We start from the raw sequence: 23,759 nt of genomic DNA, 5'->3' as shown, positions 1-23,759 counted from the left end.
ATATAAACTTTAAACAGCAAAAAAATGGCCAAAGCAAAATCAGTATTCGTATGTCAGAACTGTGGATTGGACTCACCAAAGTGGATAGGAAAATGTACTTCGTGTGGCCAATGGAATACTTTTGTTGAGGAAGTTGTAGTAAAAACCAAGGGTGTACCTACTGCCTTAGCTTTTGAATCAACCGAGCAAAAACCACAATTACTTAAAAACGTTCCTATTGCTGATTTACCAAGAATAGACACTTCAAATAATGAACTCAATAGAGTTTTAGGCGGCGGAATGGTTCCTGGCTCATTGGTTTTAGTTGGCGGCGAACCTGGTATTGGTAAATCTACTTTGGTATTGCAGATGGCCCTTCAAATTCAATCCAGAAAAGTCTTGTATGTTTCTGGAGAGGAAAGCCCGCAACAAATAAAACTTAGAGCTGATAGAATTGCCAACGATTCGGAGAATTGCCATGTGGTTAGTGAAACTTCAATAGAGAAGGTACAAGGCCACATTAAAAATACAAATCCGGACCTATTGGTTATTGATTCAATTCAAACGATGAGTAGCGAGGCAATCGAATCGGTTCCGGGAAGTGTATCACAAGTGCGCGAATGCACCGGAAGACTATTGCGAATTGCTAAAGAACAGAACTTACCTGTTATCCTTATCGGACATATTAATAAGGATGGAAATATAGCTGGCCCCAAGGTATTAGAACACATGGTAGATGTGGTACTTCAGTTTGAAGGAGACAGAAACCATATGTATCGAATATTAAGATCTATAAAGAACCGCTTTGGTTCAACTTCTGAAATCGGAATATTTGAGATGCTTGGTGATGGATTACGAGAAGTAACTAACCCATCGGAATTACTACTTTCTCACCATCATCAAAACTTAAGCGGTATTTCTATTGCTGCAGCCATAGAAGGCATGCGTCCCTTTTTAATTGAGGTTCAAGCATTGGTTAGTACTGCTGCTTATGGAACTCCACAAAGGTCGTCGACAGGTTTTGATTTGCGAAGACTTAATATGCTTTTAGCAGTTCTTGAGAAGAGAGCTGGTTTTAAATTGGCTGTTAAAGATGTATTTTTAAATATTGCAGGAGGGATAAAAGTAAATGATCCTTCTATAGATTTAGCTGTAGTTTCTGCCATTTTATCCTCCAATATTGATATTGCTATGTCATCAAAAATATGCTTAGCAGGCGAAGTTGGTTTAAGTGGAGAGATAAGACCTGTAACCAGGATAGATCAAAGAATCAGTGAAGCCGAGAAACTAGGATTTGATCAAATTATCATTCCTCGATTTACTAAAGATATGGATCTGTCAAAATATTCTATACAGGTAACGCAAGTAAGCAAATTAGAAGAAGCATTCAAATTACTATTTGCTTAAAAATAACAACAAAAAAACCTCCCTTATTCCTAAGGGAGGCTATATAATATAACAATCTATTATCTACTTCTGCTTGGCGCAGATCTCGTTGGAGCACTTCTACTTGGTGCTGGTCGAGAACTTGGAACCGATCTTGATGGACTCGGACTCGAATAAGAGGGTTTACTTTGCGCTGGTCGCGTCTGTGTTGGTCGCGATTGTTGAGCAGGCCTACTTTGCTGATAATTTTGCTTCTGCTGCGTGCCTCTGTTTCGCATTTGCGAATCTCTATTTATATTGCTGTTACTAGGCTGCGTAGGGGTCCAACTTTTATTACTTCTATTCTCCCATGTACCTGAGCTATTCTGGCGATAAACATTCCCATTTTTATCGGTATAAATATTGTTTTCTCTAGTTGTTGGCCTTGCATTATTACTTGGCTGACTAGGGCGAACAGCTGGATTTTGTGGTTCAATAGGGCGTGTTGATGGCCTTGAATTTGAACCTCCACCTGATGGAGTAGTTGGTCGTGTACTGGGCCTATTAACACTTGGGTTTGTAGGTCTAGTACTCGGTCTATTTTCTGATGGTCGAGAAGGACGCGTGCTTGAAGATCCATTACTAGGCCTTGTTGGTCTATTAGTAGGCAATTGTGTTGGCCTAGTATCTTGCCTTGTATTTGGCCTTGAAGCTCTATCGCGATAAGCGTTATAGTGTTCTGGTCTAGGTTGACGCGGTCTATTATAGTTTGGCGGACGATGTCCTGGTCTATACCCAGGATAACCACAACCATATCTATATCCATAGTGATAACCATGCGGTCCCCACCAATAATTATGATGATGAAATCCCCATCCGTACCATCCATGGCTCATTCCAAACGAAAAGCCCCATCCACTATATGGATGGTAATGCACATTAAAACCATAAGTAACAGGACGTGGATAGTAATAATGTCCATACCATGGTGTATAATGATATCCTGTACCATAAACCACAACTCCATTATAAGTATAAGCATGTGTATAACCAGGAGTATACCCAACGTATACAACCTCGGGTGTATAATCAATAATATAAACGTATTTTACATTATAAACCGGAGAACTTGCTGGTATTTTATCTACCTCAGTTGGTCTACTGGTACTGACTACCCATGGTCCATTGGCGTTTTGCGACACGAACCAAATGGCATCATCCACACAATAAAACTCATTATTATATTTAATCACAGTTTTATCAGCATTAATGGCATATTGCATACTTGTTCCATCTATGCCAGCAAATTTTGGGTCGCCATCATACTGTACCGAAACACTTGCTTTACTTCTATCCACTGTTGCTGTTTCAGGAATACTCTGTTCTAACAAAGCCATATTAGCCTCGTCGGTACCCGGAACACTATGCCTTACACTAGATAGTTCGCTGTCGTTAGGAATTTTTGCAAAATCTTTTGGTAATAAATCAGGTTCAATAAACGACCACTTTCCATCACGTAAGCTTTTCGATTGATACCATCTACCAGAGATTAGGATGTAGTGCATCTGCGTACCCAAATCCATAATAATATCAGTTTCACTATTTTTTATATATAACAGTGAGGTTCCGGAAAGTGCGGCATAATCTGGATTTCCTGCAGTCGTAATTAATTCAGCAGGCTCTAGGGTCACAATAATTTTAGGAGTTCTTGTATCTTCAGGTAGTTCTTGCACTTCGTCTGATTCTGTAGACTGACTTTCGGCAAACTCAACTATATCAGCAGGTACTTGAATAGTTTCAACCCATCCTGAAATAATATCTTTGGAAACATACCACCATTCGCCTCCACGCATATAATACTGATTACTCTTAGTACTCTTTACAATAAAATAAGGTGTATTAAGTACGTATTCGAAATCTTTACCTTCAACGTCTTTTAAAATTGGCTCACCATCAATGTAAACTAAAACCGTTGGTTGCGACTCGTAATAAATAGTTGGGGCATCATTTTTTAATTGGCTTACCACATCTTTATTTGTATTGCTATCTAATGATGCCATAAAACGATCTAAAGACATTTCAAGGTCATACTGTTGTAGACGCTCTGCCAATATAGATTCTACCAAATCAGTATTAGCTTCATCAAATTCAGGAAAATTTGACTGAGTAACACGTAACTCATCAAAAGCAACTCTACGGTTGTCTTTATCCGTATTTACTTTGGCTTTAGTCCATATTGCACCAAAAATCAAATCCTTTTCTGGAAATTTAACCGAAGCTGCAATTCTTGCTTCAACTGTATTGTTTTTATATGAATCAATCTGTGGCTGGTATATTGTAAACTCAGCATTGCCATGAGTAAAGACTCGTGGCCATCCTTCTGTACTTTCAAATTCATCAGCGTTAGCAAATAAAAAAGAAACCAGAAGCATTTGTAGTATTAGTAACTTCTTCATGCAGTAGTTTTGTAGTGAGTAATAGTAGTTGTGTTAATATGTATAGCAATTCTCTTGCCAAAATATTTTAACACACTAGAAAGATAAACATTTAAGCGGATTGAGAAACTATAAAATTTACCCAACAAGCGTATTATAAATAGAACTTACTTAGGTAGAATGTCTCATAATCTGTTTTTTCTTCTATTTTTGTAATTCACAGGATTCAGTAATATATACAGGAATCCAATTTAAGATTAAACTTAATGAGCCAAATAAACGAGAAAGATCTTCCCGCAAGTGAAAAACAATTATTGCTAGACAAAAGATATTTAAGAATGGCATATGTGTGGGCCGAAAACTCTTATTGTGTTCGCCGACAAGTAGGTGCAATTATTGTACGCGATAAAATGATTATTAGCGATGGTTACAATGGAACCCCTTCTGGTTTTGAAAACAATTGTGAAGATGAAAACAATTTAACGAAACCCTATGTTTTACATGCAGAAGCAAATGCCATAACAAAGGTAGCACGCTCAAATAATAGTTCAGAAGGAGCCACTTTATATGTAACAGCTTCACCTTGCATTGAATGCGCTAAGCTAATTGTGCAAGCAGGAATTAATAGAGTCGTTTTTTCGGAGAAATATCGAATTGAAGATGGTGTAATCCTTTTAAAGAGAGCAAATATTGAAGTTATTCATATAGCTATCAGCTCTGATCAATAGCCAATTAAGAACAAATAAAACTATGAGTTATAATAACACAAAAAAACAAATATTACTTCCTCTATTATTCGGATTAATATTAATCGCAGGTATATTAATTGGGTATATTGTAATGCCGAAAAGTGCAGACAATAGTAGCCCCTTAGTAATACACCCTCAATCCAATAAAATTGATGCAATCCTCAACTTAATTAAAGAGGATTACGTTGATACCGTGGATGTAGTGAAAATGCAAGAGGATATTATACCTGAAATGCTAAAAAAACTAGATCCGCATTCTGTATATATTCCTGCAAAAAATCTTAAAAACGTAAACGAGGAGTTATCTAGCAATTTTAGTGGTATAGGGGTTCAATTTAGTATCCAAAAAGATACGGTTATGGTTGTTGCGGTAATATCAGGCGGACCATCAGAAAAAGTTGGATTATTACCTGGCGATAGAATTGTAGAAGTTAACGATTCGTTAATTGCGGGTAATGGCATTAAAAATCCGGTTGTTTTAAAACTACTTCGTGGAGAAAAAGGCACCATTGTAAATGTTGGTATTCAACGTAGAAATTCATCTGAGCTCCTTAATTTTGAGATTACTCGCGGCGAAATACCAATGTATAGTGTAGATGTATCTTATATGGCAACCGATGAAATAGGCTATGTAAAAGTAAATAGATTTGCACAAAATACATACGGTGAGTTTTTAACCGCAATGGCAAAACTTAAAGCTCAAAACTGCAAAAAACTTATTGTCGACTTTAGAGGAAACTCAGGTGGATACCTTGATGTAGCCATTAACCTATGTAATGAGTTTTTACAGGATAAAGATATGATTGTGTATACACAAGGAAAATCTAATCCTCGACAAGAAGTATATGCCAACGGAAAAGGCAGCTTTCAAGATACAGAAGTAGCTGTTTTAATTGATGAATTTTCAGCCTCGGCAAGTGAAATTTTTGCTGGAGCTATACAAGATAACGACAGAGGAATAATTGTTGGTCGCCGCTCTTTTGGAAAAGGATTGGTTCAGAACCAGATTCCATTAGCTGATGGTTCAGCCTTAAGACTAACCATTTCGAGATATTATACGCCTGCTGGCAGATGCATTCAAAAACCCTACGAAGAAGGTGTTGATGAATATAACCTTGATATAATTGAACGTTTTGAAAACGGAGAATTCTTTAACCAAGATAGCATTCATGTAACTGATACGATTCAATATAAAACCAAGAAAGGACGAATTGTATATGGCGGTGGCGGTATCATGCCCGATTACTTTGTGGCAAGAGACACAACGCAACTTACCAATTATTATTACAAGGTATCTGCTAACGCGATGATGTATCGTTATGCATTAGAATATTCTGATAACAATCGTAAGGAATTAAAGAAACTCAAAACACCGAAAGAGATTGATCAATTTCTTAAATCGAGAAATGTAGTTAACGACTTTGTTAAATATGCTAGCAAAGAAGGAGTTAAACTCAATAAAAAGGAGTTTAATATTTCTAAAAATATTATCCGCGTTCAATTAAATGCCTACATAGCCCGTAATATAATTGATGATGAAGGATTTTATCCATTAATTTCTGAGATAGATGAAGTATTTAAAGAAGCCTTAAAACTTCTGGAAGATGGCAAAGCGGCAATTTAATTAGGTGATATTCTGACAAACTGGCATTTTAGAGCTTTGGCACAAAAAGTGTATAATTATAAACGAGAAACAAATATTATATTTGTTTCTCGTTAAGGTTAAAAGAAATATTATGGGATTTTTAATTAAAGTAATAGTCATATTTATAGTTTTCAACTTTATTTTTCGCTTAATAGGGAAAGTATTCTTACCTATGTTTATTACAAACAGAGTGAATAAAATGACAGGCAATCAAAGCCAACAAGACTTCCGAAGAGAAAGCAAACGTAACGAAGGACAGGTTACTATTAAGAAGACACAAGAGCACAAGAAGATGACTCCTGATGATATGGGAGAATACGTTAGCTTTGAAGAAATAAAATAGTACTTGTATTAAAACAGTTGAAGTTTTCCATCTAAAACAACTCCATCAAGATTCATATTTTTTGCCGATTTAACAGCATCTTGATGCGAATGTACTATTGGCTCTCCGCGTTTGTTAAATGAGGTATTTATAAGCGCCTTGCAATTGTAGTTACTATCCAAGTAACTCAATAAATCAAACATAAAAGGATTCTGATCTTTTGAACGGATGGTTTGTATACGAGCTGTTCCGTCCACATGTACCACACCTTCAATCTCATTTTGCTTATCTTCCTGAATATCAAAATCCAAAAGCATGAGATCTGCTAAATTATGGATTGATTTACCTCCAGTATAATGCAGTGCATTTTTTTCAAGCATAATAGGCGCTACGGGTCTATACCACTCTCTCCCTTTATGTTCTTCGCTAACTTTTTTAGCTAATTTTTTGCTATTAGCTAGAGCTAATATACTTCTGTTTCCTAAAGCCCTTGGTCCGCACTCAGCTGCACCATTACAAACGCCAATTACTTTACCTTCTGACAAAGCCTTTGCAATTTGCGGAATATCATTTAACGATGTAGCTGTATTGCTTAGTCCCCAATTTAATTGATAAGGAGAGTGTTTTGCTACATTCCCATGCTTTAAGAACTCCACATATGCTGCTGAACCCAGAGACAAACCACTATCTTCTGTACAAGGAGGAATAAACACATCCTCAAATATATTTGCATCCACAATATGTTTATTTGCAACTATATTTAAAGCTGAACCTCCCGTATAATACAAATGCCTTGCACTAGTTTGTTGTTGCAATATTTTCAGTTCTGCTGTGAATTCTCGAATAAAGATAAACTGCATTGTTGCAACAATATCTTGCAAAAAAGAGTCATTAGTATGTAATTGATTCCCTTTCCACCCAAATTCTTTTTGTGCCGACTGATAAAAGGCACCCTTCTTTCCCCAAAGATTGGCAAAGTAGTTATTCTGTTTTAACCAACATTCTATTTTCTCATTATAACTTCCGTAAGAAGCCAAGCCCATCATTTTACCCGGCACTGAGTTCTGTTGATTATATTTGGCGCCAATAATTCCGAATACGATAGGGTTGGCATTAAAAAAGGAAGATAAATATTTAAACTTCCAATGAAATTCAATATTCTGAACTTTTCCATCCTTATAGTGCCACGCTGAGAAATTAGATAAGCTCCCTCCTCCATCAAAATGAATAAGCAAACTATCTTCTTTGTACCCACCATAAAATGGCAAACAACTACCAATATGTGCCAACTCATGATTAATTGCATATGCATCACGCTCATGATCGAGCCACCAACACCTTCCTTTTTCAGGATTAGATAATAAAGTATTGGATAATGGAGCTTCGAAACGCAGCCTCCCACATTTACTAATCACACTCCTACCAACTACATTATCGGGAAATACTAAATCATAATCGTCTGGATGTAATAGCCCCTCTCCTTTTAAAATATCGTATAGCGAATTCTGTAGTTTATTATCGTGTTTATTTCTTGATGTTCGCTCAAAGGTAAGGTGCTTTATAATCTTCCCTTGATCCATTAGAGTGATACCGTGATCGTGAACAAAATAAGGCGTTTCGCTATCTAACCTATCCTGAATAGCATATATGGATAAGGTTGGCTTTGAAGAATTCATATTACATTAAAATCTGTGATACAATAACAACTCCCATTAAAATGAGCATCAAAATATTTTGCCAACGAACGGACTTAATATTATCAAACAAGTGAGCAAACAAAATGGAAACAGGTACAGCTATAATAGGAATACTTTCAAAAGAATACCCGATTATACTAGCCACAACAGTTAAGTATACTGTAGTTATAACAAGTACTTTATAAAGCACTCGAATAAATATTTTTTTTGTATTATAATGCTGAGCAATGGAAATAAATGCCATTAACACAAAAAGGCCCAACAGTGCAAAATTAATCCATGCTTGCAAGGGTAGCTTTGCATAGTTTAAGAACATCTCCTTTTTAATTACAAAACTTTCTGCTACTTCCATCACATCAGCACCCTGAACATAAAGTAGCCCAAAATACAGATACCATGGCAATAAGAAACCCAAAATAGTGGCTAATAAAGACTTAAAATTAAAGGAGCGTACCGTTATTATTATAATGAGCAATAATGGATAAATAAAAATAGCTTTATAATAGAATAAGCTAGCTGCTGCCATCCAGAATGCTGCCAGAAAACAGTAAATAGCTGGCTTTCGTTTACTATGTGATTCATAAATTAATGATGAACTAACCAGCAAAGCTAAGGCAGCAATCCAAGAGGGAGTGAAAGTCTGGCTTTGCGGAAATGCTGCAACACAAAGCACAAACATAAAGGCTGGTAAGGCGGTCTGTTTATTTAAAAGATTATGTCTTAAGGAAAATCGAGCGATAGCGAAAGCCATTCCCAAACCAAAAAACATGACTATAAATGATGCTAGTATTTCGGAAGAGCTAAGCAACAACTCCAAACTTTGCCAAAAGGGCATCTCAATTACTGATAAGGTATTATCCGCAGCAATTGGAGAAACCAGTGGGCGAATCCAACTCACAATAGCACATAGGAGCACTATCAAGTAGGCTCCTATTCTATTACTATTTATAGCTCTTATGATCATTTATATTGATCCTTGTTAATTCAGTTCTTATTTTAAATCAAAGCCAATATCTGTGCGGAAATAATTATCCTCAAAAGAAACTGCATTTGCATTTTTATATGACTTAGCAAGCGCTTCTTGCATATTAGCACCATATGCACTCATTGCAATAACTCGGCCACCATTACTTAAAACCTTGCCATCAACTAATTTTGTACCTGCGTGAAAAGCCATACCATCAGCAACCTGATCAAGGTTGGTAATTTCTTTACCTTTTTCGTAAGCTTCAGGATAACCACCAGCAACCATCATAACCGTTGTTACTGTCTGCTCATCAACTTCAATTGATTTCTCGTTTAATGTTCCTGCTGCAGTTGCTTCAAAAAGATCTAATAAATCACTTTTTACACGAGGCATAACTACTTCTGTTTCAGGATCACCCATACGAACATTGTACTCAATTACCAACGGCTCGTTATCTACCTTAATTAATCCAATGAAAATAAATCCTTTGTATGGTAAATTATCCTTAGCTAATCCATTTACGGTTGGCTCAATAATCCTATCATGAACCTTTTTCATGAATACTTCATCGGCAAAAGGCACAGGACTAATAGCACCCATTCCACCAGTATTTAAACCCGCATCACCTTCACCAATACGCTTATAATCTTTAGCTTCAGGTAATACTACATATGATGAACCATCGGTTAAAACGAAAACAGAACATTCTATTCCATCTAAAAACTCTTCGATAACCACTTTTTTACTGGCATCACCAAACTGCCCATCAAGCATTGTTTTTAAATCGGCTTTAGCCTGATCTAAATCACTAATGATTAACACCCCTTTTCCTGCTGCTAAACCATCTGCTTTAAGCACATAAGGAGCTTTCATGGTATCTAAAAACGATAATCCTTCTTCTAAATTCTCAGCAGTTACTGTTTTATATTTTGCGGTTGGAATATTATGACGCTCCATAAATTCCTTTGAGAAATCTTTACTTCCTTCAAGTTGAGCACCTGCTTTACTAGGGCCAATAACTGGTATTGATGATAACTCGCTATCATTGGCAAAGAAATCGCTAACACCTCTTACTAAAGGCTCTTCAGGACCAACAACCAGCATGTCTATTTTATTTTCGATAGCTGCTTTTTTAACAGCCTCAAAATCATTTGGATTTATCTCTATATTGGTTCCCAATGCGTCAGTTCCCGCATTACCAGGTGCAATAAATAGCTTAGTTAATTTAGGACTTTGGCTCAGTTTCCAGGCGATTGTATGCTCTCTTCCTCCTGATCCTAATAAAAGTACGTTCATGCTATTGAAATTTTATATTACGAATTTTTAATAAATTATTTCTCTAGGTATTTACTTAAATACCTGAGTTTTATATCCCTTTTGAGCAATTAACTCTAAGGTTTTAGGAAAGGCGTAACGCATTCGCTCCTGTGCTTTTAGCGAATCATGAAATACGATTACCGATCCGGGTTTAATTCTTTTTTCAACGGTTTTAAAAACCTGTTTACCTGTTCTATCTGGATCATAATCATACGAGAGTAAACTCCACATTACAATCTTTTTAAAACGTTTCTTTAACTCATCCTGATACCAAGGAAATATTTGCCCATGCGGTGGACGAAAATAATCGCTCTGAATATATTCTGAAGCTTTATCAACATTCTCGAAATAAGTTTCTTTATTGCAAGCCCACCCTCTTAAATGATTAAAGGTATGATTACCGACTGCATGACCTCGCTTTAAAACTTCATTAAAAACATCGGGGTATTTTCGAACATTATCTCCAACACAAAAAAAAGTAAGCTTGGCATTCCACTTATCTGCTTCATCAAGCACCCATGGGGTTACCTCAGGAATTGGACCATCATCGAAGGTTATAAAAACCTCGTTCTTACTATCATCTTCTTCCCAAGTTGCCTGTTTAAAAACCTTACTTAAAAACTTATGTGGTTGTATCATTATATTAATTAATGCAGATATAAATAAAATGGGAAAGCACATTAATGCTCTCCCATTTATAAATATTATCTACCTAAAAAGTTCATTCCTGAAATTGTATTCTGATAATCCTTTTCAAACTGATCCATTAAACCTTTACGGTTATATTTTTCAGCCACTTTAGCTAGCTCAAAATAGATTGCCATACTACGTTGTAAATCGCTACCCACTGAATTTTGCAATTTTGGAGGCAATAACGAAAAGAAATTAATTTCTTGTAAACATTGTGTAGATAGCTCATTAAGTATTCTATCCCCATCGTCAAGATCTTCTGCCTGATAATAACCTTCGGCTAAAAACAGAGAGAAATAATTATGAGGAACTCTATCTGACGGCAACTTCTCACTTGCTAAGTCGAGTATATCAACAGCCTTTTTAGTTTGACCTTCTTTATTTAAAGCCAATGCCAATCGCGACATGTTATTTCTAATATTCATGGCCATTCGCTGATGATTTTCATCTAAATAAACTCTTGGGTCATCAAAACCACCCCATCGGAATTTATTCATAAAACGATCGTACATTTTTTCGGTATCAATGCGCCCGAACTGACCATCTGCATTTTTAGTTTTAATTGGCACAACTTTATAAGCAAAACCTTCTAATTGGAAATAATCTTGAAGATTGGCATAGTTATCCTGACCAACAGTAACTGCAAAATAAAGAGGACGATTCCAATCGTTATTTGAAATCAGATCCAAGATCATTAACTCATTTTTAAGGATATATTCTTTATTGTATGTAATATCCAACTGACTAACAATCTCTTCAGCATCACGCTCATTAACTAATCCTGTTTGAATGGCTTTTAAACTATCCACAGGAACAGAAAATTCTTTTGATGGCAGGTGCTCAATGCGACCTTCGTAACCAGGTATTTGTTTTGTTTTTGGATTCTCACTAGCCAAGAACTTAATAGCCTCGCGCATATCCACTCTTCCTTTGATACGTGGCAATAGATGCACAACATCGCGCGTACCTGTTACATATTGATCTTTCGTTAATGAAAATGGCATTGGATCAGACTCGTATGCCTTACGTTTCATTTGATCAATATACCATTCGGTTTGTAAATAACTCAAGTTACAAACTCTAACATCTGTTCTATAACCCTCTACTTCTTGCGCATACCAAAGTGGGAAGGTATCATTATCACCATTTGTAAATATGATTCCATTCTCCTCGCAAGAATCGAGATAATTAAACGCTAAATCTCGCGCTACAAAACGGTGGGCTCTATTATGATCGTCCCAGTTTTCTGCAAGCATAATACCAGGCACCAAAACTAATGTTAATGCTGACGCAATACCAACAGCCATTTTATTAGGCAGTAGTTTGCGCAAACCATCAATTACGTAGAGCACTCCTAAACCAATCCAAATGGCAAAGGCATAAAACGAACCAGCATATGCATAATCACGTTCACGTGGTTGAAGCGGCGTTTGATTCAGGTAAATAACAATTGCTAAACCTGTTAAAAAGAATAATAACATTACTACCCAAAAACCTTGCTTGCCTTTTTTCCCTGCATTGTATTGGAATAATAAACCTAATATTCCTAATAAAAGCGGCAACATATAATATTTATTGCGGGCTCTGTTTTCTTTATAAGTATCTGGTAGCCTTGATTGATCTCCTAAACGAGCATTATCAAGAAACGGTATACCCGAAATCCAATTTCCTTTGTGGATTTCACCATGTCCTTGAATATCGTTTTGACGACCAGAAAAGTTCCACATAAAATAGCGGAAATACATATAGTTAACCTGATAGTTAAAAAAGAACTTCAGGTTTTGACCGAATGATGGTAAAGAAACGGTTTCTGTTTGCCCGGTTTCTGGATTTGGTATTCTAACATTATTTTTGTTTTGATCTCCTGCCCAAGCTTTATATTGCTCTATATGTCTACCTTCACGACTATACATTCTAGGGAAAATAGTAGTTGCCTTATCATTAAATACGTATTCAGGCTTATGATCTACTATTATGTACTCATCATCTTTCGATTTATCAGTCTGTTTAATACGTACAGGTGCTCCTTCTTTAGCACTTGACTTAACTCTATCGATTGGCGTATTATAATACTGCCCCACAAATAAAGGGCGATCGCCATATTGCTCACGATTTAAATAACCCATCATTGAAAACACATCCTCAGGAGAGTTTTGGTCCATGGTTGGATTTGCGTAAGAACGAATCACAATCATCGCAAATGAAGAGTATCCTATTAAAATAACCGTTACCCCTAACAATATAGTATTGGCAATTGCTTTTTGTTTTTTGTGAGTATAAAGAATCCCGAATACTAAACCACAAAGCAATAAAGTAAAGTATATTGCTATACCTGTGTTATATGGAGCACCAAAGCTGTTAACAAACAATAGCTCAAACCAACTAGCAATTTTAACAGTGTATGGTATTATACCATATAATACACCTACTAAAATAACCCCGGAAATAAGCAAAGCCTTAATTATACCATTACGAGTTACATCAAACTTTTTGAAGTAATATACCATTACAATGGCAGGTATTGCAAGTAAGTTAAGTAAGTGAACCCCGATTGAAAGCCCCATTAAATAGGCAATTAACACCAACCAACGGTTTGCATATTTCTCGTCGGCAACATCTTCCCACTTAAGGATAGCCCAAAATACCATGGCCGTAAATAAAGACGACATTGCATACACTTCACCCTCAACTGCTGAAAACCAAAATGTATCAGAAAATGTATAAGCCAAAGCTCCAATAAAACCAGCTGCTATAACTGCCCATGAACGCCAAGCCTCATTTTCTTTTGTCATGAAAATACGACGTGCGAAATGTGTGATCGTCCAAAATAAAAATAGAATGGTAAAGGCACTTGCTAAAGCACTCATTACATTTATCATATAGGCTACATCGCCAGGTGATGGTGCAAACAAAGTAAAGAATCGACCTACAATCATAAAAAATGGTGCCCCTGGAGGGTGTCCGACCAAAAGCTTGTATGATGTTGAGATAAACTCACCACAATCCCAAAAGCTCGCTGTAGGTTCTATCGTTAATATGTAGGTAACAGCTGCAATAAAAAAAGTGAGCCAACCTACTAGGTTATTCAAAAACTTATGATTCTTCATAATAAATAATGAGTATTATAATCGCTTTAACGTAATATTCAGAACTTTAACAATATACTATCTTACTGTATATCAGTCATCAGATTATTTTCTTTTGACTTTCGATGCCAAAAATAAGATTTTTTTTCTCAAACCTATTTGTATTATATAGTAATGTTTAGAGTTTAACTATATATTAAGAATTGGTTTAGCTTATTAACTATCTAAAGCTTTGATTTCAACATCTACTTATGATGAAAAACAATCTAACAATCATTAATTGTAGAGACACTCTTTTTCATAGATTATGATCTGCAAAATGGTGTACAGAATGATTTGAGTAGTTCTTTAAAAGGAGAAATTAATTATTTACCACAAAAAAATGCAAATAGCATTAATAATATAATTAAAAGATAATCTGTAGGATACACACAAGCGCTACTTGGCAAGCAAAAACAATTGAAAAAAATCTTTTTCAAAAATTTGCAGTTATCCAAAAATGATATACTTTTGCATCGCTTTCACAGAGAAAGACTAGGATTGTCCCATGGTGTAATTGGCAACACGTCTGTTTTTGGTACAGAAGAGTTTAGGTTCGAAACCTAATGGGACAACACAAAAGCTCGATATCATTACGATATCGGGCTTTTCTTTTTTTATACTCCTCCACTTTTATTCCTTCACTTTAGTTTTTATATTGAACCTACTAAAATTAGTATTCTAATCCTTTTTATAACTTTGATTTTAAAGAGCTTAATTAAAAAGAAAATAAGCGAATTCAATTCACAAGCAAAGTATGCCTAATATTAAAACTTCTTTTTCGATACTATACGGTACAATTATTCTGTTTTTGGCTGCTATTTTCATCGCATTTCTGTTGCTATTTCAAAACCGTTCAGAATTTGGAGAGAGTCAATTCAATCGTACACAAGTAATTAATTTAAGCGATAAAATTAGAGAACGTAACGAAAACCTTACCCATTACTGCATGCAGTTTATTATTACCCAAGATACTGTATGGGAAAAAGCCTACTTAGATCTGATTTATATTAACAAAAAAACACAGCCTAACTCTAAAACTACCATTACTTCCATTGCCGATAGCTTAAGTCACCTTGGTTTAAACAAGAGAGAACAGGGCCTTTTACAGAAAACAATATTAATATCACACGAGATCACTCAATTAGAAAAAGAAATATTTTCTATAATTAAATCCTCTAATTCGCAGGGTGATATTGAAAGCGATGCATATTTAATTGCACGAGATAAAGCATTATCAATAATTAGTAGCGATGAATATATCTCGCTAAAACGAAAACTAATTAGGGAGATTAAACAATTTGAACAGATCATAAATAATAATACAAATGAGATTTGGATAAAAAACATTTCGGAAGGAATGCGCCTGTACTACCTTGTTCTCATTTTAATTGCATTAGTATTAACCGCTTCTTTATTGGCATTTTACCTGATATACAAAAAACTAAAAGAGAAGGAATTATTAGATAAAGAACTACAAAGTAATTTCAGAACACTGAAACATACCCAAGGTGAATTACTAAAGAGCGACGAACGTTTTACTTTGGCCGTTATTGGAGCTGAGGCCATAATTTGGGATTATAATGTAAAAGACCAAAGCGTAAACTGGCATCCAAAAGACTGCAACTTACTAGAGTATACCAGCAGCGAGATTGAATCAAATTGGGATTTCTTAATTTCAAAAATTCATAGGGATGACAAGGAAAGATTCGAGAACTATATAAACTCCCCCATAAGTGAAAGTGGGGCATTTAATATAGAAGCCAGATTTTACACCAAGAATAATGAATTAAGGTGGTACCGATGCAAGGGCTCATCATCGAAAGACGAGAAAAATAATACAAGTCGTATTGTGGGTGTTTTTGCCGATATTACGGAGCACGTTCTGCAAGATGAAAAAATGATGAATACCATTTTAGAAACTGAAGATAAAGAACGCAGTAGAATTGCACGAGAAATTCATGATAGCTTGCAACAAACCATGTCGACAGCACTATTGAGTTTTGAAAAAGTTAGATCTATAGTTCGTTTTACTGATGATATGGCAAAGGATCGATTTCAGCAGGGTTATGATTACCTAAAGGAATCTATCAACGAAAGCCGATCTTTAGCACACAAGCTAATGCCCAAGGTAGTTGACCAGCGCGGTGTAGCACCAGCCATTGAGGACTTGATAAATCTGCAATCGGAATTAGCCGGAACTACATTTAGCTTTTACCATAACCTAAAAGACGAGAGGATTAAAGTGGCAGCTGAAATGACCATTTATAGAATAGTGCAAGAAGCCATTAATAATGTAAATAAGCATGCTAAAGCTGAGAGCTGTACCATACAGCTATTAAAACATAAAAATATTATTACCCTTACCATAGAAGATGATGGACAAGGTTTTGACCTAGATAAGAACGCGGGTACTTTTGGTTTAACAAGCATGCAAACAAGGGCTAACTTGATTGGAGGTTTTTTACAAATTGAATCCTCAGTGGGTAACGGAACACAAGTTTTATTTGAATTATCGCTCTAAAAATATGGAAGACACTATTAAGATACTATTAACAGACGATCATATAATGATCAGACAGGGACTAAAGACTTTTTTGGATAATGATGAATTTAAGGTAGTTGCTGAGGCTCAACATGGCATAGAAGCCATTGAACTTTTAAAAACAGAAAATATTGATGTTTTAATTACTGATATTATGATGCCCGAAATGAACGGCATTGAATTGGTTAAAAATGTAAGTTCGCAATTTCCACAAGTTAAAATACTTGCCCTTACCATGCTAAACGAAAGGCAAAACATTAAAAACATGCTAGCCGCCGGTGCACACGGCTATATTTTAAAAGATTGCACGCAGGATGAATTAAGAGAAGCGGTTAGAAGCGTTAATAAAGGAAAAACGTTTTATAGCAAAGAGGTTACTAATATTATTATGGAAAGCCTTACACCGCAAGCTAAACCCAATAGAGTTGCGGTTGAAATACCCTTAACCAAACGCGAAACTGAAATTTTACACCTAATTTGTAAAGAACACTCGAATATTGAAATAGCAGAAAAGTTATTTATTTCGAACCGTACGGTAGAAGCGCATAAAAGAAACTTATTGGAAAAAACAGGCTGCAAAAACATAGCCGGCTTGGTTATTTATGCCCTGGAGAAAAAGCTATTTAGCGATATATAACATTGGCATACTTATAAATAAGGGATACACCTATTTTCTTGATATTAGTATATCACCAAATGAGTTGACTGCAGATTGCTTCATCTTTGTAGGGTAATATTTAAGTAATTATCCATTAAAGAATTGAATGATGAAGAATTTAAAATTTTTATTTGCAGTAGTTGCCATGATTGGTGCAATGAGTTTAGCATCGTGCAACAAAGATGAAGAAGAAGTAACACCAGAAGTGCCTGAGAAAATTCAACCACTTCCTCCAACGGCTGAACAGCCACTTCCGGAAAATCCAACAGTTAGCCCTTTCTAAAAAAAGAAGCATTCTGATATTTTAGGATAGTATCTGAATTTACATTTCCTCTCATCGTTTGGTGGGGGGATTTGTTGTTTATACATATTAATTATGTTAATTTAAGCAGGGTCGAATTCGCCAAAAAACCAGCTTTAATGAGCTAGGTTTATTGTTTGTAAATGATAAAACCCAAGGCTTAATTAATGGATTGAATTAATGCATTTACCCTGTTACAAATAAAACCACAACTACCTATTAATAAATGAATTGACATCTGACTTTCACACTTTGCTTAGCGCTCAAAAAAAAGACACTATATTTTGGATAAAAAGACACTACATTTTTACCAAAAACACGTGTGATTTTTAAAAAAAGACACGTGTTTTTTTTTAAGGTCATGCTATACGTTTTTCCACCTCCTTAAACCTTTAAAAAATAATAGATGTAGAAGCCAAAAAAACGGCACTCCTTTATTTAACATATTACACTGTGAGTAGTCAGGATTAAACAGATTTATATTGAGTTTGTAGTTTTGGCTTAGGGATAGCAGCGGCATACTTTGTGAGCCCATTTTGGCGAAACAAAGATATAGCGCATAGCCCGACCTGCAAGGGAAGCCCCACTGAAGAATATTTTTTATTGGAATGTATTTTTTCGCAGGCTTGTATTTAAGGGCCTTGTCAGGCTGGCCTCTTTCCAAAAGGCTTGAATTTCTTTGCCCTACATTAGGGCTATTTGCCCAATACATAATGTTATTTAGGACAATAGTGGCTTTATACACAAAAAAAGAGGCAGCTTTGTGCTACCTCTTCGTTTTGGCTGATTCTTGTATTACTTGCTTAATCTAAATCGTATTGAACGTATTGTAAATCACCATCGAAGGCAAAAGGAGCTTCGTAATCGGATGTTACGGGCGAACCTAAATCCATTCCGATATCGGTGGTTTCTGTTACTGCAAATCTGATTGGAACAGTTTTATCAATATTGCCTGAACCTACCTCTTTACCATTCACAAATAACTTGGCCGATCCTCCGCCACCCCACTCTTCTGACTCTTGGGTATATACCATTTTAAGCTCTAAGGGGCCGTTTGGTAAGGTACTACTTGAGGATATGGTGTATCGTGATTTGTTAAAGAAATTATAAGTATAGTGCAACTTATTGTTTTTAATGTACATGGTATAGCCGGCCACATTACCGCCAACCGCCACAAGTACCCCTTGGTTGCCTTTTTTATAATTGATTTTTGAGCTTATGGTATGACTACGCGAATACACTGGCGGGGTTCCTCCCTCTGGTATACGCACTGTTCCGGGGAAGTATTTAAAATGTGTTTTACCGCGCGTTATGGACGGACGGAGCGGGTTTAAAGCGCGCTCGGCATACCTATCATCAAGCGGATACACATCGTATTTATTTGCCTCGATATCGAATATATGCTTTAATTCTTCAAGCTTATCGGGATATTGCTCAGCCAAATCATTGGATTGTGAGAAATCTTCATCAACATTATAGAGTTCCCACACATCATTATCGAAACCTACTGAGCCTGTAAATGCCCATGGTACACCATGAAAAGATGATGCTACCCAGCCTTCGTGATATATAGCTCTATGTCCGCCAACCTCAAAATACTGCGTTGTTCTTTGATCTTTGGCCTGCGAATTATTAAAGGTATATGCCATACTAACACCTGCCATTGGCGCCTGCTTTACCCCGTTTACTTCTGTTGGAATTTGAACACCTGCAGCCTCGTATATGGTTGGAGTAATATCTACCACATGGTGAAACTGCGAACGTTTTTCGTTACTAGCCTTTATATGTTTTGGCCACGAAATAACCAATCCGTTTCTGGTGCCGCCAAAATGTGAAGGTACACGTTTCATCCATTGAAATGGCGTTGAGCCTGCCCACGACCATGGCACTGCATAATGGTTTTCGAAATCTTTACCTCCCAATTCGTCCATCACTTTTAACTGATCTTCTAAATTATCAGGGAAACCATTCTGCACCATCATATTATTAATGGTTCCCATTGGCGTTCCTTCGCCACTAGCTCCATTATCTCCCACAACATATATGATCATGGTATTTTCTCCGCCTGGCACATTTTTAGCAGCCTCAATTAATTGGCCTACGTAATGATCGGTATGTGCTAAATAACCAGCTACTACTTCCATTTGTCGTGCAAATAATTTCTTTGACTCCGGCGTTTGCTCATCCCATGAAGGAATCGCATCAGGTCGTTCTGTTAACTTGGTATCTTGTGGAATGATGCCCATTTTTTTCTGACGCGCAATGGTATGCTCTCTTAGTACATCCCATCCTTCATCAAACTTGCCTTCAAATTTCTTAATCCATTCTTTTTGCACATGAATTGGCGCATGTATGGCTCCTGTTGAGAAATAAGCAAAGTAAGGCTTATCGGGATTCAAAGATTTTTGCTGACGTATCCATTGCGTAGCATCTTTAGATAAATCTTCTGTAAGATGATAACCATCTTCGGGCTTTAAAGTAGGTTCTGTTGGCAAAGTATTTTTAAACAATTGAGGTTCGTACTGGCTGGTTTCGCCTCCCATAAAACCATAAAAATATTCGAAACCCAAACCTGTTGGCCATCGATCAAAAGGACCTGTTTGGTTGGTTTCCCAATCGGGCGTGTTGTGCCACTTACCCCATGCGGCTGTATTGTATCCGTTTTGCTTTAATACCTCGGCAACACTAGCAGCGTCCTTATCCCAAATACTATTATAGCCCGGAAAACCCGTAGACATTTCAGAGATGGTTCCGAAACCTAATTGGTGATGGTTTCTACCTGTTAAAAGTGCAGCTCGCGTAGGACTACATACCCCTGTTGTATGAAACTTATTATATAATAGTCCTTCTTCTGCCAGCTTATCAAGCTCAGGCATATCTATGGGACCGCCCAAGGTACTGGGTTGTCCAAAACCAACATCATCTAAAATAACCATTAGGATATTGGGCGATTCTTCGGGCGCCTCAAGGGGCTGCGGGTAATCTTCATCCGAGTCCTCAAAGGTTTTACCAATCTTCCCACTAAACTCGGGCCACCCTATTGGTAGAATACTACCTTTCTTTTTTGATTTTTCCTCATCCGGCATAGTACATGAGACTAGCAGGGATATTAATAGGAAGCTTAATAATTTATGCATAGCTATTTATTTTATACTTGTTAATAACTCAATAATTAAAACGGAACTATTTTCCTGTAACAAAAATAGGGTACTAGTACCGCCTATTTATTTGCTGAACCCCTAGTTTAAAAATATAGGTGTTCCACCTAGTTTTTGGGTAAATAAAAACCTCCCCTAATACTTATTGTAAAGTACCAAAGGAGGTTAAGTGAAGGGTTAAGGGCATAAATTACTGACTACTATACACTACACTAATCAATATACTTAATAACAACATTATTTATTTCTCCATCAAACTCAAATGGTGCTTTATCATAATATGATTCTGCAACCGGAGAACCTAGATCGGTGCCGATATCGAAACCATCGTTAAATGAAAACATTGAGGGAGCTGTTTTAGGCACTTTGCCCGTGGCATACACCTCGCCATTCACTTTTATGGTAACCATGAGCGGTGCAAAGATTTTATTTTCTTCCATGCGAGAGATGACTTCTATTTTTACTTTCCCGCTAGGCAAACGCTTCTTGGCTCTAATTTTAGTACGCTCCATTAAAAACAAATTGTACTCATAATTTAAATAACCATTCTCAACAAACATGCTAATACCTCCTGCATGAGGACCTAAAGCATATAACACACCATTGGTTTTTTCAGTGACTTCGGCGTTAATTACAACCGAATTATTAGTGTTACCTATACGTGGTGCATTGGCTTCAGGAATACGTGTTATTGGACTAGGGAAATTCCATTCTGTAGTGGGTTTCATAGGAGCATCTTCAGGATGCATAGCCGCTGTTGACCAAAAGGAACCACCAATAGGTAAAGCTTTATTTTTGGTTGCTTCCATTAAAAATATATCCTTCATCTGCTGTAACTTTTCAGGATGCTTCTTTGCTAAATCGTTTGCTTGCGACCAATCTTCATCCAAATTATACAGCTCCCATGTATCGTTATCAGGTGTCCAAGTATTGAATCCTTCTGGCAATCCAGGTACCCAAGGGATACGAGGCCCAAAGGTGCAGGCATACCAACCATCGTGATAGATGCCACGACTCCCCATAATCTCAAAATACTGGGTTTTCTTAGTGCCTTCAACTTCTGCATCATCAAAAGTATATGTCATACTTGTACCATCGATCGGATCTTGTTCTATTCCGCTTACAACACGCGGGGGTGTAATATCTAATATATCGTAGATAGTGGGTGCTATATCATTTACATGATGAAATTGAGGACGAGGTGTTGCATCTGCCTTAATCTTTTTAGGCCACCTTACTGCCATAGGCTGACGTGTGCCTCCAAAGTGCGATGCTACTAATTTTGTGGCTTTATAAGGAGAACTTCCTGCCCATGCCCAAGCGGCGTGTTGCATATTCTCCACTTTTGGTCCGCCTATTTCATCTAAACCTCCAATTTTCTCAAGTGCTTCAATTTGTTGTTTAGTTGTGGTTTTTATGGTGTTTTGCGCCAACAATTCAGATATGGTTCCATTCTGCCCTTCTGCTGAAGCTCCATTATCACCCCAGATATAAAACACAATGGTATTGTCCTTATATCCCAATTCGTCAACCTCATCAATCATGCGCCCCACTTGCACATCTACGTGCTCCATGAATCCAGCATAAACTTCCATCAACCTAGTTTGAAAAGCCTTTTCGTCTTCAGGTATGTCTTCCCATGCAGGCATAGATTCTGGGCGTGGAGTTAATTGTGTATTCTCCGGAATCCACCCCATTTTCTTAGCTCTTTCGTATACACGCTTGCGATACTCATCCCAACCATCATCGAACTGACCCTTATATTTATCGGCCCATTCTTTAGTAACATGATGCGGACCATGCGCTGCTCCACTAGACCAATATAAGAAGAACGGTTTTTCTGGCTGATGCGATTTATGTTTATGCAACCAATCAATAGCTTGATCAGCCAAATCTTCACTTAAATGATAACCCTCACGATGAATTTTACTTTGATCAACTAAATTGGTATTCTCTACTAATGTTGGCTCATATTGCGAAGCCTCCCCTCCTAAGAATCCGTAAAAATGCTCGAAACCATAGCCTGTTGGCCATCGATCGTAAGGACCCATTTCACTGGTTTCAGAAGGATGTGTATTATGCCATTTCCCAAAAGCAGAAGTAGCGTAACCATATTGCTTAAGCACCTCAGCTACTGTAGCACTGCTTTGAGGAATAACGCCTGAATAGCCATCCCAATCATTAGAATATTCAGAAATAACGCCATTGCCTACTCTATGATGATTACGTCCGGTAAGCAAAGCTGAACGAGTTGGTGAACACATAGCCGTAGAGTGAAAGCGATTATAACTAATACCTTCATTGGCTATTTTTTCAAGCGTCGGTGTATTAATCTCACCTCCATAAGCGCCAGCTTGGCCAGGGCCAACATCATCCAATAAAACGATAATAATATTGGGAGCATCATCAGGCAGGTGCTTGGGTACACTTCGCTTCTGATGACTAGATTCTCCAAGCGTTCTTCCGGGTACTGATGCCGATGGTACAGGCGCAAAGGGCAAAACTTCTTGCGCTACAACATTAATTACTCCCATAAAGGACAGAATTAATATTGTTAATAATGATGGTTTCGTTTTCATATCGTATATTTTAAATTTAAACACAGTTCTTAATTATCCTGAATACACTCAATTAAGAGACTTAACAAAGGTGATGTATTAAACCCTAAAATATATTGGTGTCTAACTGATATCTTATAATTAGGTGTATCACGTAGTTTTTAGTTACCCGTTTGAGAAATTAAAACATGAAATATAAACCACTACAATACAACACACTAACAAGTCGACATTAGATAAACCTGAAA

General features: G+C 36.7%; 15 protein-coding genes and 1 tRNA gene. 8 read left to right on the top strand and 8 right to left on the bottom strand.

Going from position 1 to position 23,759, the window contains the following annotated elements:
* Positions 1-24 precede the first annotated feature (24 nt).
* Positions 25-1,386, top strand: coding sequence for a DNA repair protein RadA (radA, locus tag QMO11_RS12145; protein WP_075602734.1), 1,362 nt, complete (start codon positions 25-27; stop codon positions 1,384-1,386).
* 59 nt (positions 1,387-1,445) lie between these two features.
* On the opposite strand, the gene QMO11_RS12140 is transcribed toward radA, so the two are convergent.
* A complete protein-coding gene (locus QMO11_RS12140; RefSeq protein ID WP_282037536.1) occupies positions 1,446-3,800 on the bottom strand; it encodes a hypothetical protein in 2,355 nt (784 codons plus the stop codon).
* A 245-nt stretch (positions 3,801-4,045) separates the two neighbouring features.
* Between QMO11_RS12140 and QMO11_RS12135 the strand changes: the two genes are divergently transcribed.
* The 3 genes from QMO11_RS12135 to QMO11_RS12125 all read left to right on the top strand — a co-directional run bounded on the left by QMO11_RS12135 (position 4,046) and on the right by QMO11_RS12125 (position 6,516).
* A complete protein-coding gene (locus tag QMO11_RS12135; RefSeq protein ID WP_075602732.1) occupies positions 4,046-4,507 on the top strand; it encodes a dCMP deaminase family protein in 462 nt (153 codons plus the stop codon).
* A 22-nt stretch (positions 4,508-4,529) separates the two neighbouring features.
* Positions 4,530-6,152: a S41 family peptidase gene (locus QMO11_RS12130; protein WP_282037535.1), complete on the top strand. Its 1,623-nt coding sequence runs from the start codon at positions 4,530-4,532 to the stop codon at positions 6,150-6,152.
* 112 nt (positions 6,153-6,264) lie between these two features.
* Positions 6,265-6,516 carry a DUF4834 family protein gene (locus QMO11_RS12125; RefSeq protein WP_282037534.1) on the top strand — a complete coding sequence of 84 codons (252 nt, stop codon included), beginning with the start codon at positions 6,265-6,267 and terminating at the stop codon, positions 6,514-6,516.
* A gap of 8 nt (positions 6,517-6,524) precedes the next feature.
* Here the strand turns inward: QMO11_RS12125 and QMO11_RS12120 are convergent, their stop codons facing one another.
* From QMO11_RS12120 to QMO11_RS12100, 5 genes are all read right to left on the bottom strand, one after another.
* The gene (locus QMO11_RS12120) at positions 6,525-8,171 is read right to left on the bottom strand and encodes a carbamoyltransferase C-terminal domain-containing protein (protein ID WP_282037533.1); all 1,647 of its coding nucleotides are present in this window, start codon (positions 8,169-8,171) and stop codon (positions 6,525-6,527) included.
* A 1-nt stretch (position 8,172) separates the two neighbouring features.
* Positions 8,173-9,027, bottom strand: a complete 855-nt coding sequence (locus QMO11_RS12115; RefSeq protein WP_282037532.1) for a DUF6427 family protein — start codon at positions 9,025-9,027, stop codon at positions 8,173-8,175.
* A gap of 156 nt (positions 9,028-9,183) precedes the next feature.
* Positions 9,184-10,455 (bottom strand): phosphoribosylamine--glycine ligase, encoded by a 1,272-nt coding sequence (purD, locus tag QMO11_RS12110; protein WP_282037531.1) that lies wholly within the window; start codon positions 10,453-10,455, stop codon positions 9,184-9,186.
* 51 nt (positions 10,456-10,506) lie between these two features.
* Entirely contained in the window at positions 10,507-11,115 is a 609-nt protein-coding gene (locus tag QMO11_RS12105; protein WP_282037530.1) for a polysaccharide deacetylase family protein, read from the bottom strand.
* 65 nt (positions 11,116-11,180) lie between these two features.
* Positions 11,181-14,273: a glycosyltransferase family 117 protein gene (locus QMO11_RS12100; RefSeq protein WP_282037529.1), complete on the bottom strand. Its 3,093-nt coding sequence runs from the start codon at positions 14,271-14,273 to the stop codon at positions 11,181-11,183.
* A 520-nt stretch (positions 14,274-14,793) separates the two neighbouring features.
* Between QMO11_RS12100 and QMO11_RS12095 the strand changes: the two genes are divergently transcribed.
* The 4 genes from QMO11_RS12095 (at position 14,794) to QMO11_RS12080 (ending at position 17,777) form a co-directional block, all read left to right on the top strand.
* Positions 14,794-14,866, top strand: a tRNA-Gln gene (locus tag QMO11_RS12095).
* A gap of 182 nt (positions 14,867-15,048) precedes the next feature.
* Entirely contained in the window at positions 15,049-16,815 is a 1,767-nt protein-coding gene (locus QMO11_RS12090; protein ID WP_282037528.1) for a sensor histidine kinase, read from the top strand.
* 4 nt (positions 16,816-16,819) lie between these two features.
* A complete protein-coding gene (locus tag QMO11_RS12085) occupies positions 16,820-17,473 on the top strand; it encodes a response regulator transcription factor (RefSeq protein WP_282037527.1) in 654 nt (217 codons plus the stop codon).
* Between the two features lie 130 nt (positions 17,474-17,603).
* Entirely contained in the window at positions 17,604-17,777 is a 174-nt protein-coding gene (locus QMO11_RS12080) for a hypothetical protein (RefSeq protein WP_171973178.1), read from the top strand.
* 821 nt (positions 17,778-18,598) lie between these two features.
* Here the strand turns inward: QMO11_RS12080 and QMO11_RS12075 are convergent.
* The gene (locus QMO11_RS12075; protein WP_282037526.1) at positions 18,599-20,932 is read right to left on the bottom strand and encodes an arylsulfatase; all 2,334 of its coding nucleotides are present in this window, start codon (positions 20,930-20,932) and stop codon (positions 18,599-18,601) included.
* Positions 20,933-21,165: 233 nt separating this feature from the next.
* Positions 21,166-23,532 carry an arylsulfatase gene (locus tag QMO11_RS12070; protein ID WP_282037525.1) on the bottom strand — a complete coding sequence of 789 codons (2,367 nt, stop codon included), beginning with the start codon at positions 23,530-23,532 and terminating at the stop codon, positions 21,166-21,168.
* Between the last annotated feature and the right edge of the window lie 227 nt (positions 23,533-23,759).

It is taken from the genome of Saccharicrinis aurantiacus (assembly GCF_947489045.1).
GTDB classification, from domain to species: Bacteria; Bacteroidota; Bacteroidia; order Bacteroidales; family Marinilabiliaceae; genus Saccharicrinis; species Saccharicrinis aurantiacus.
This window is presented reverse-complemented; position numbering and strand designations above follow the sequence as displayed.

Excerpts from the sequence above, each read along its gene's own strand:
- radA (WP_075602734.1), top strand. The coding sequence starts at position 25 with ATGGCCAAAGCAAAATCAGTATTCGTATGTCAGAACTGTGGATTGGAC.
- QMO11_RS12140 (WP_282037536.1), bottom strand. The coding sequence starts at position 3,800 with ATGAAGAAGTTACTAATACTACAAATGCTTCTGGTTTCTTTTTTATTT.
- QMO11_RS12135 (WP_075602732.1), top strand. The coding sequence starts at position 4,046 with ATGAGCCAAATAAACGAGAAAGATCTTCCCGCAAGTGAAAAACAATTA.
- QMO11_RS12130 (WP_282037535.1), top strand. The coding sequence starts at position 4,530 with ATGAGTTATAATAACACAAAAAAACAAATATTACTTCCTCTATTATTC.
- QMO11_RS12125 (WP_282037534.1), top strand. The coding sequence starts at position 6,265 with ATGGGATTTTTAATTAAAGTAATAGTCATATTTATAGTTTTCAACTTT.
- QMO11_RS12120 (WP_282037533.1), bottom strand. The coding sequence starts at position 8,171 with ATGAATTCTTCAAAGCCAACCTTATCCATATATGCTATTCAGGATAGG.
- QMO11_RS12115 (WP_282037532.1), bottom strand. The coding sequence starts at position 9,027 with ATGCCCTTTTGGCAAAGTTTGGAGTTGTTGCTTAGCTCTTCCGAAATA.
- purD (WP_282037531.1), bottom strand. The coding sequence starts at position 10,455 with ATGAACGTACTTTTATTAGGATCAGGAGGAAGAGAGCATACAATCGCC.
- QMO11_RS12105 (WP_282037530.1), bottom strand. The coding sequence starts at position 11,115 with ATGATACAACCACATAAGTTTTTAAGTAAGGTTTTTAAACAGGCAACT.
- QMO11_RS12100 (WP_282037529.1), bottom strand. The coding sequence starts at position 14,273 with ATGAAGAATCATAAGTTTTTGAATAACCTAGTAGGTTGGCTCACTTTT.
- QMO11_RS12090 (WP_282037528.1), top strand. The coding sequence starts at position 15,049 with ATGCCTAATATTAAAACTTCTTTTTCGATACTATACGGTACAATTATT.
- QMO11_RS12085 (WP_282037527.1), top strand. The coding sequence starts at position 16,820 with ATGGAAGACACTATTAAGATACTATTAACAGACGATCATATAATGATC.
- QMO11_RS12080 (WP_171973178.1), top strand. The coding sequence starts at position 17,604 with ATGAAGAATTTAAAATTTTTATTTGCAGTAGTTGCCATGATTGGTGCA.
- QMO11_RS12075 (WP_282037526.1), bottom strand. The coding sequence starts at position 20,932 with ATGCATAAATTATTAAGCTTCCTATTAATATCCCTGCTAGTCTCATGT.
- QMO11_RS12070 (WP_282037525.1), bottom strand. The coding sequence starts at position 23,532 with ATGAAAACGAAACCATCATTATTAACAATATTAATTCTGTCCTTTATG.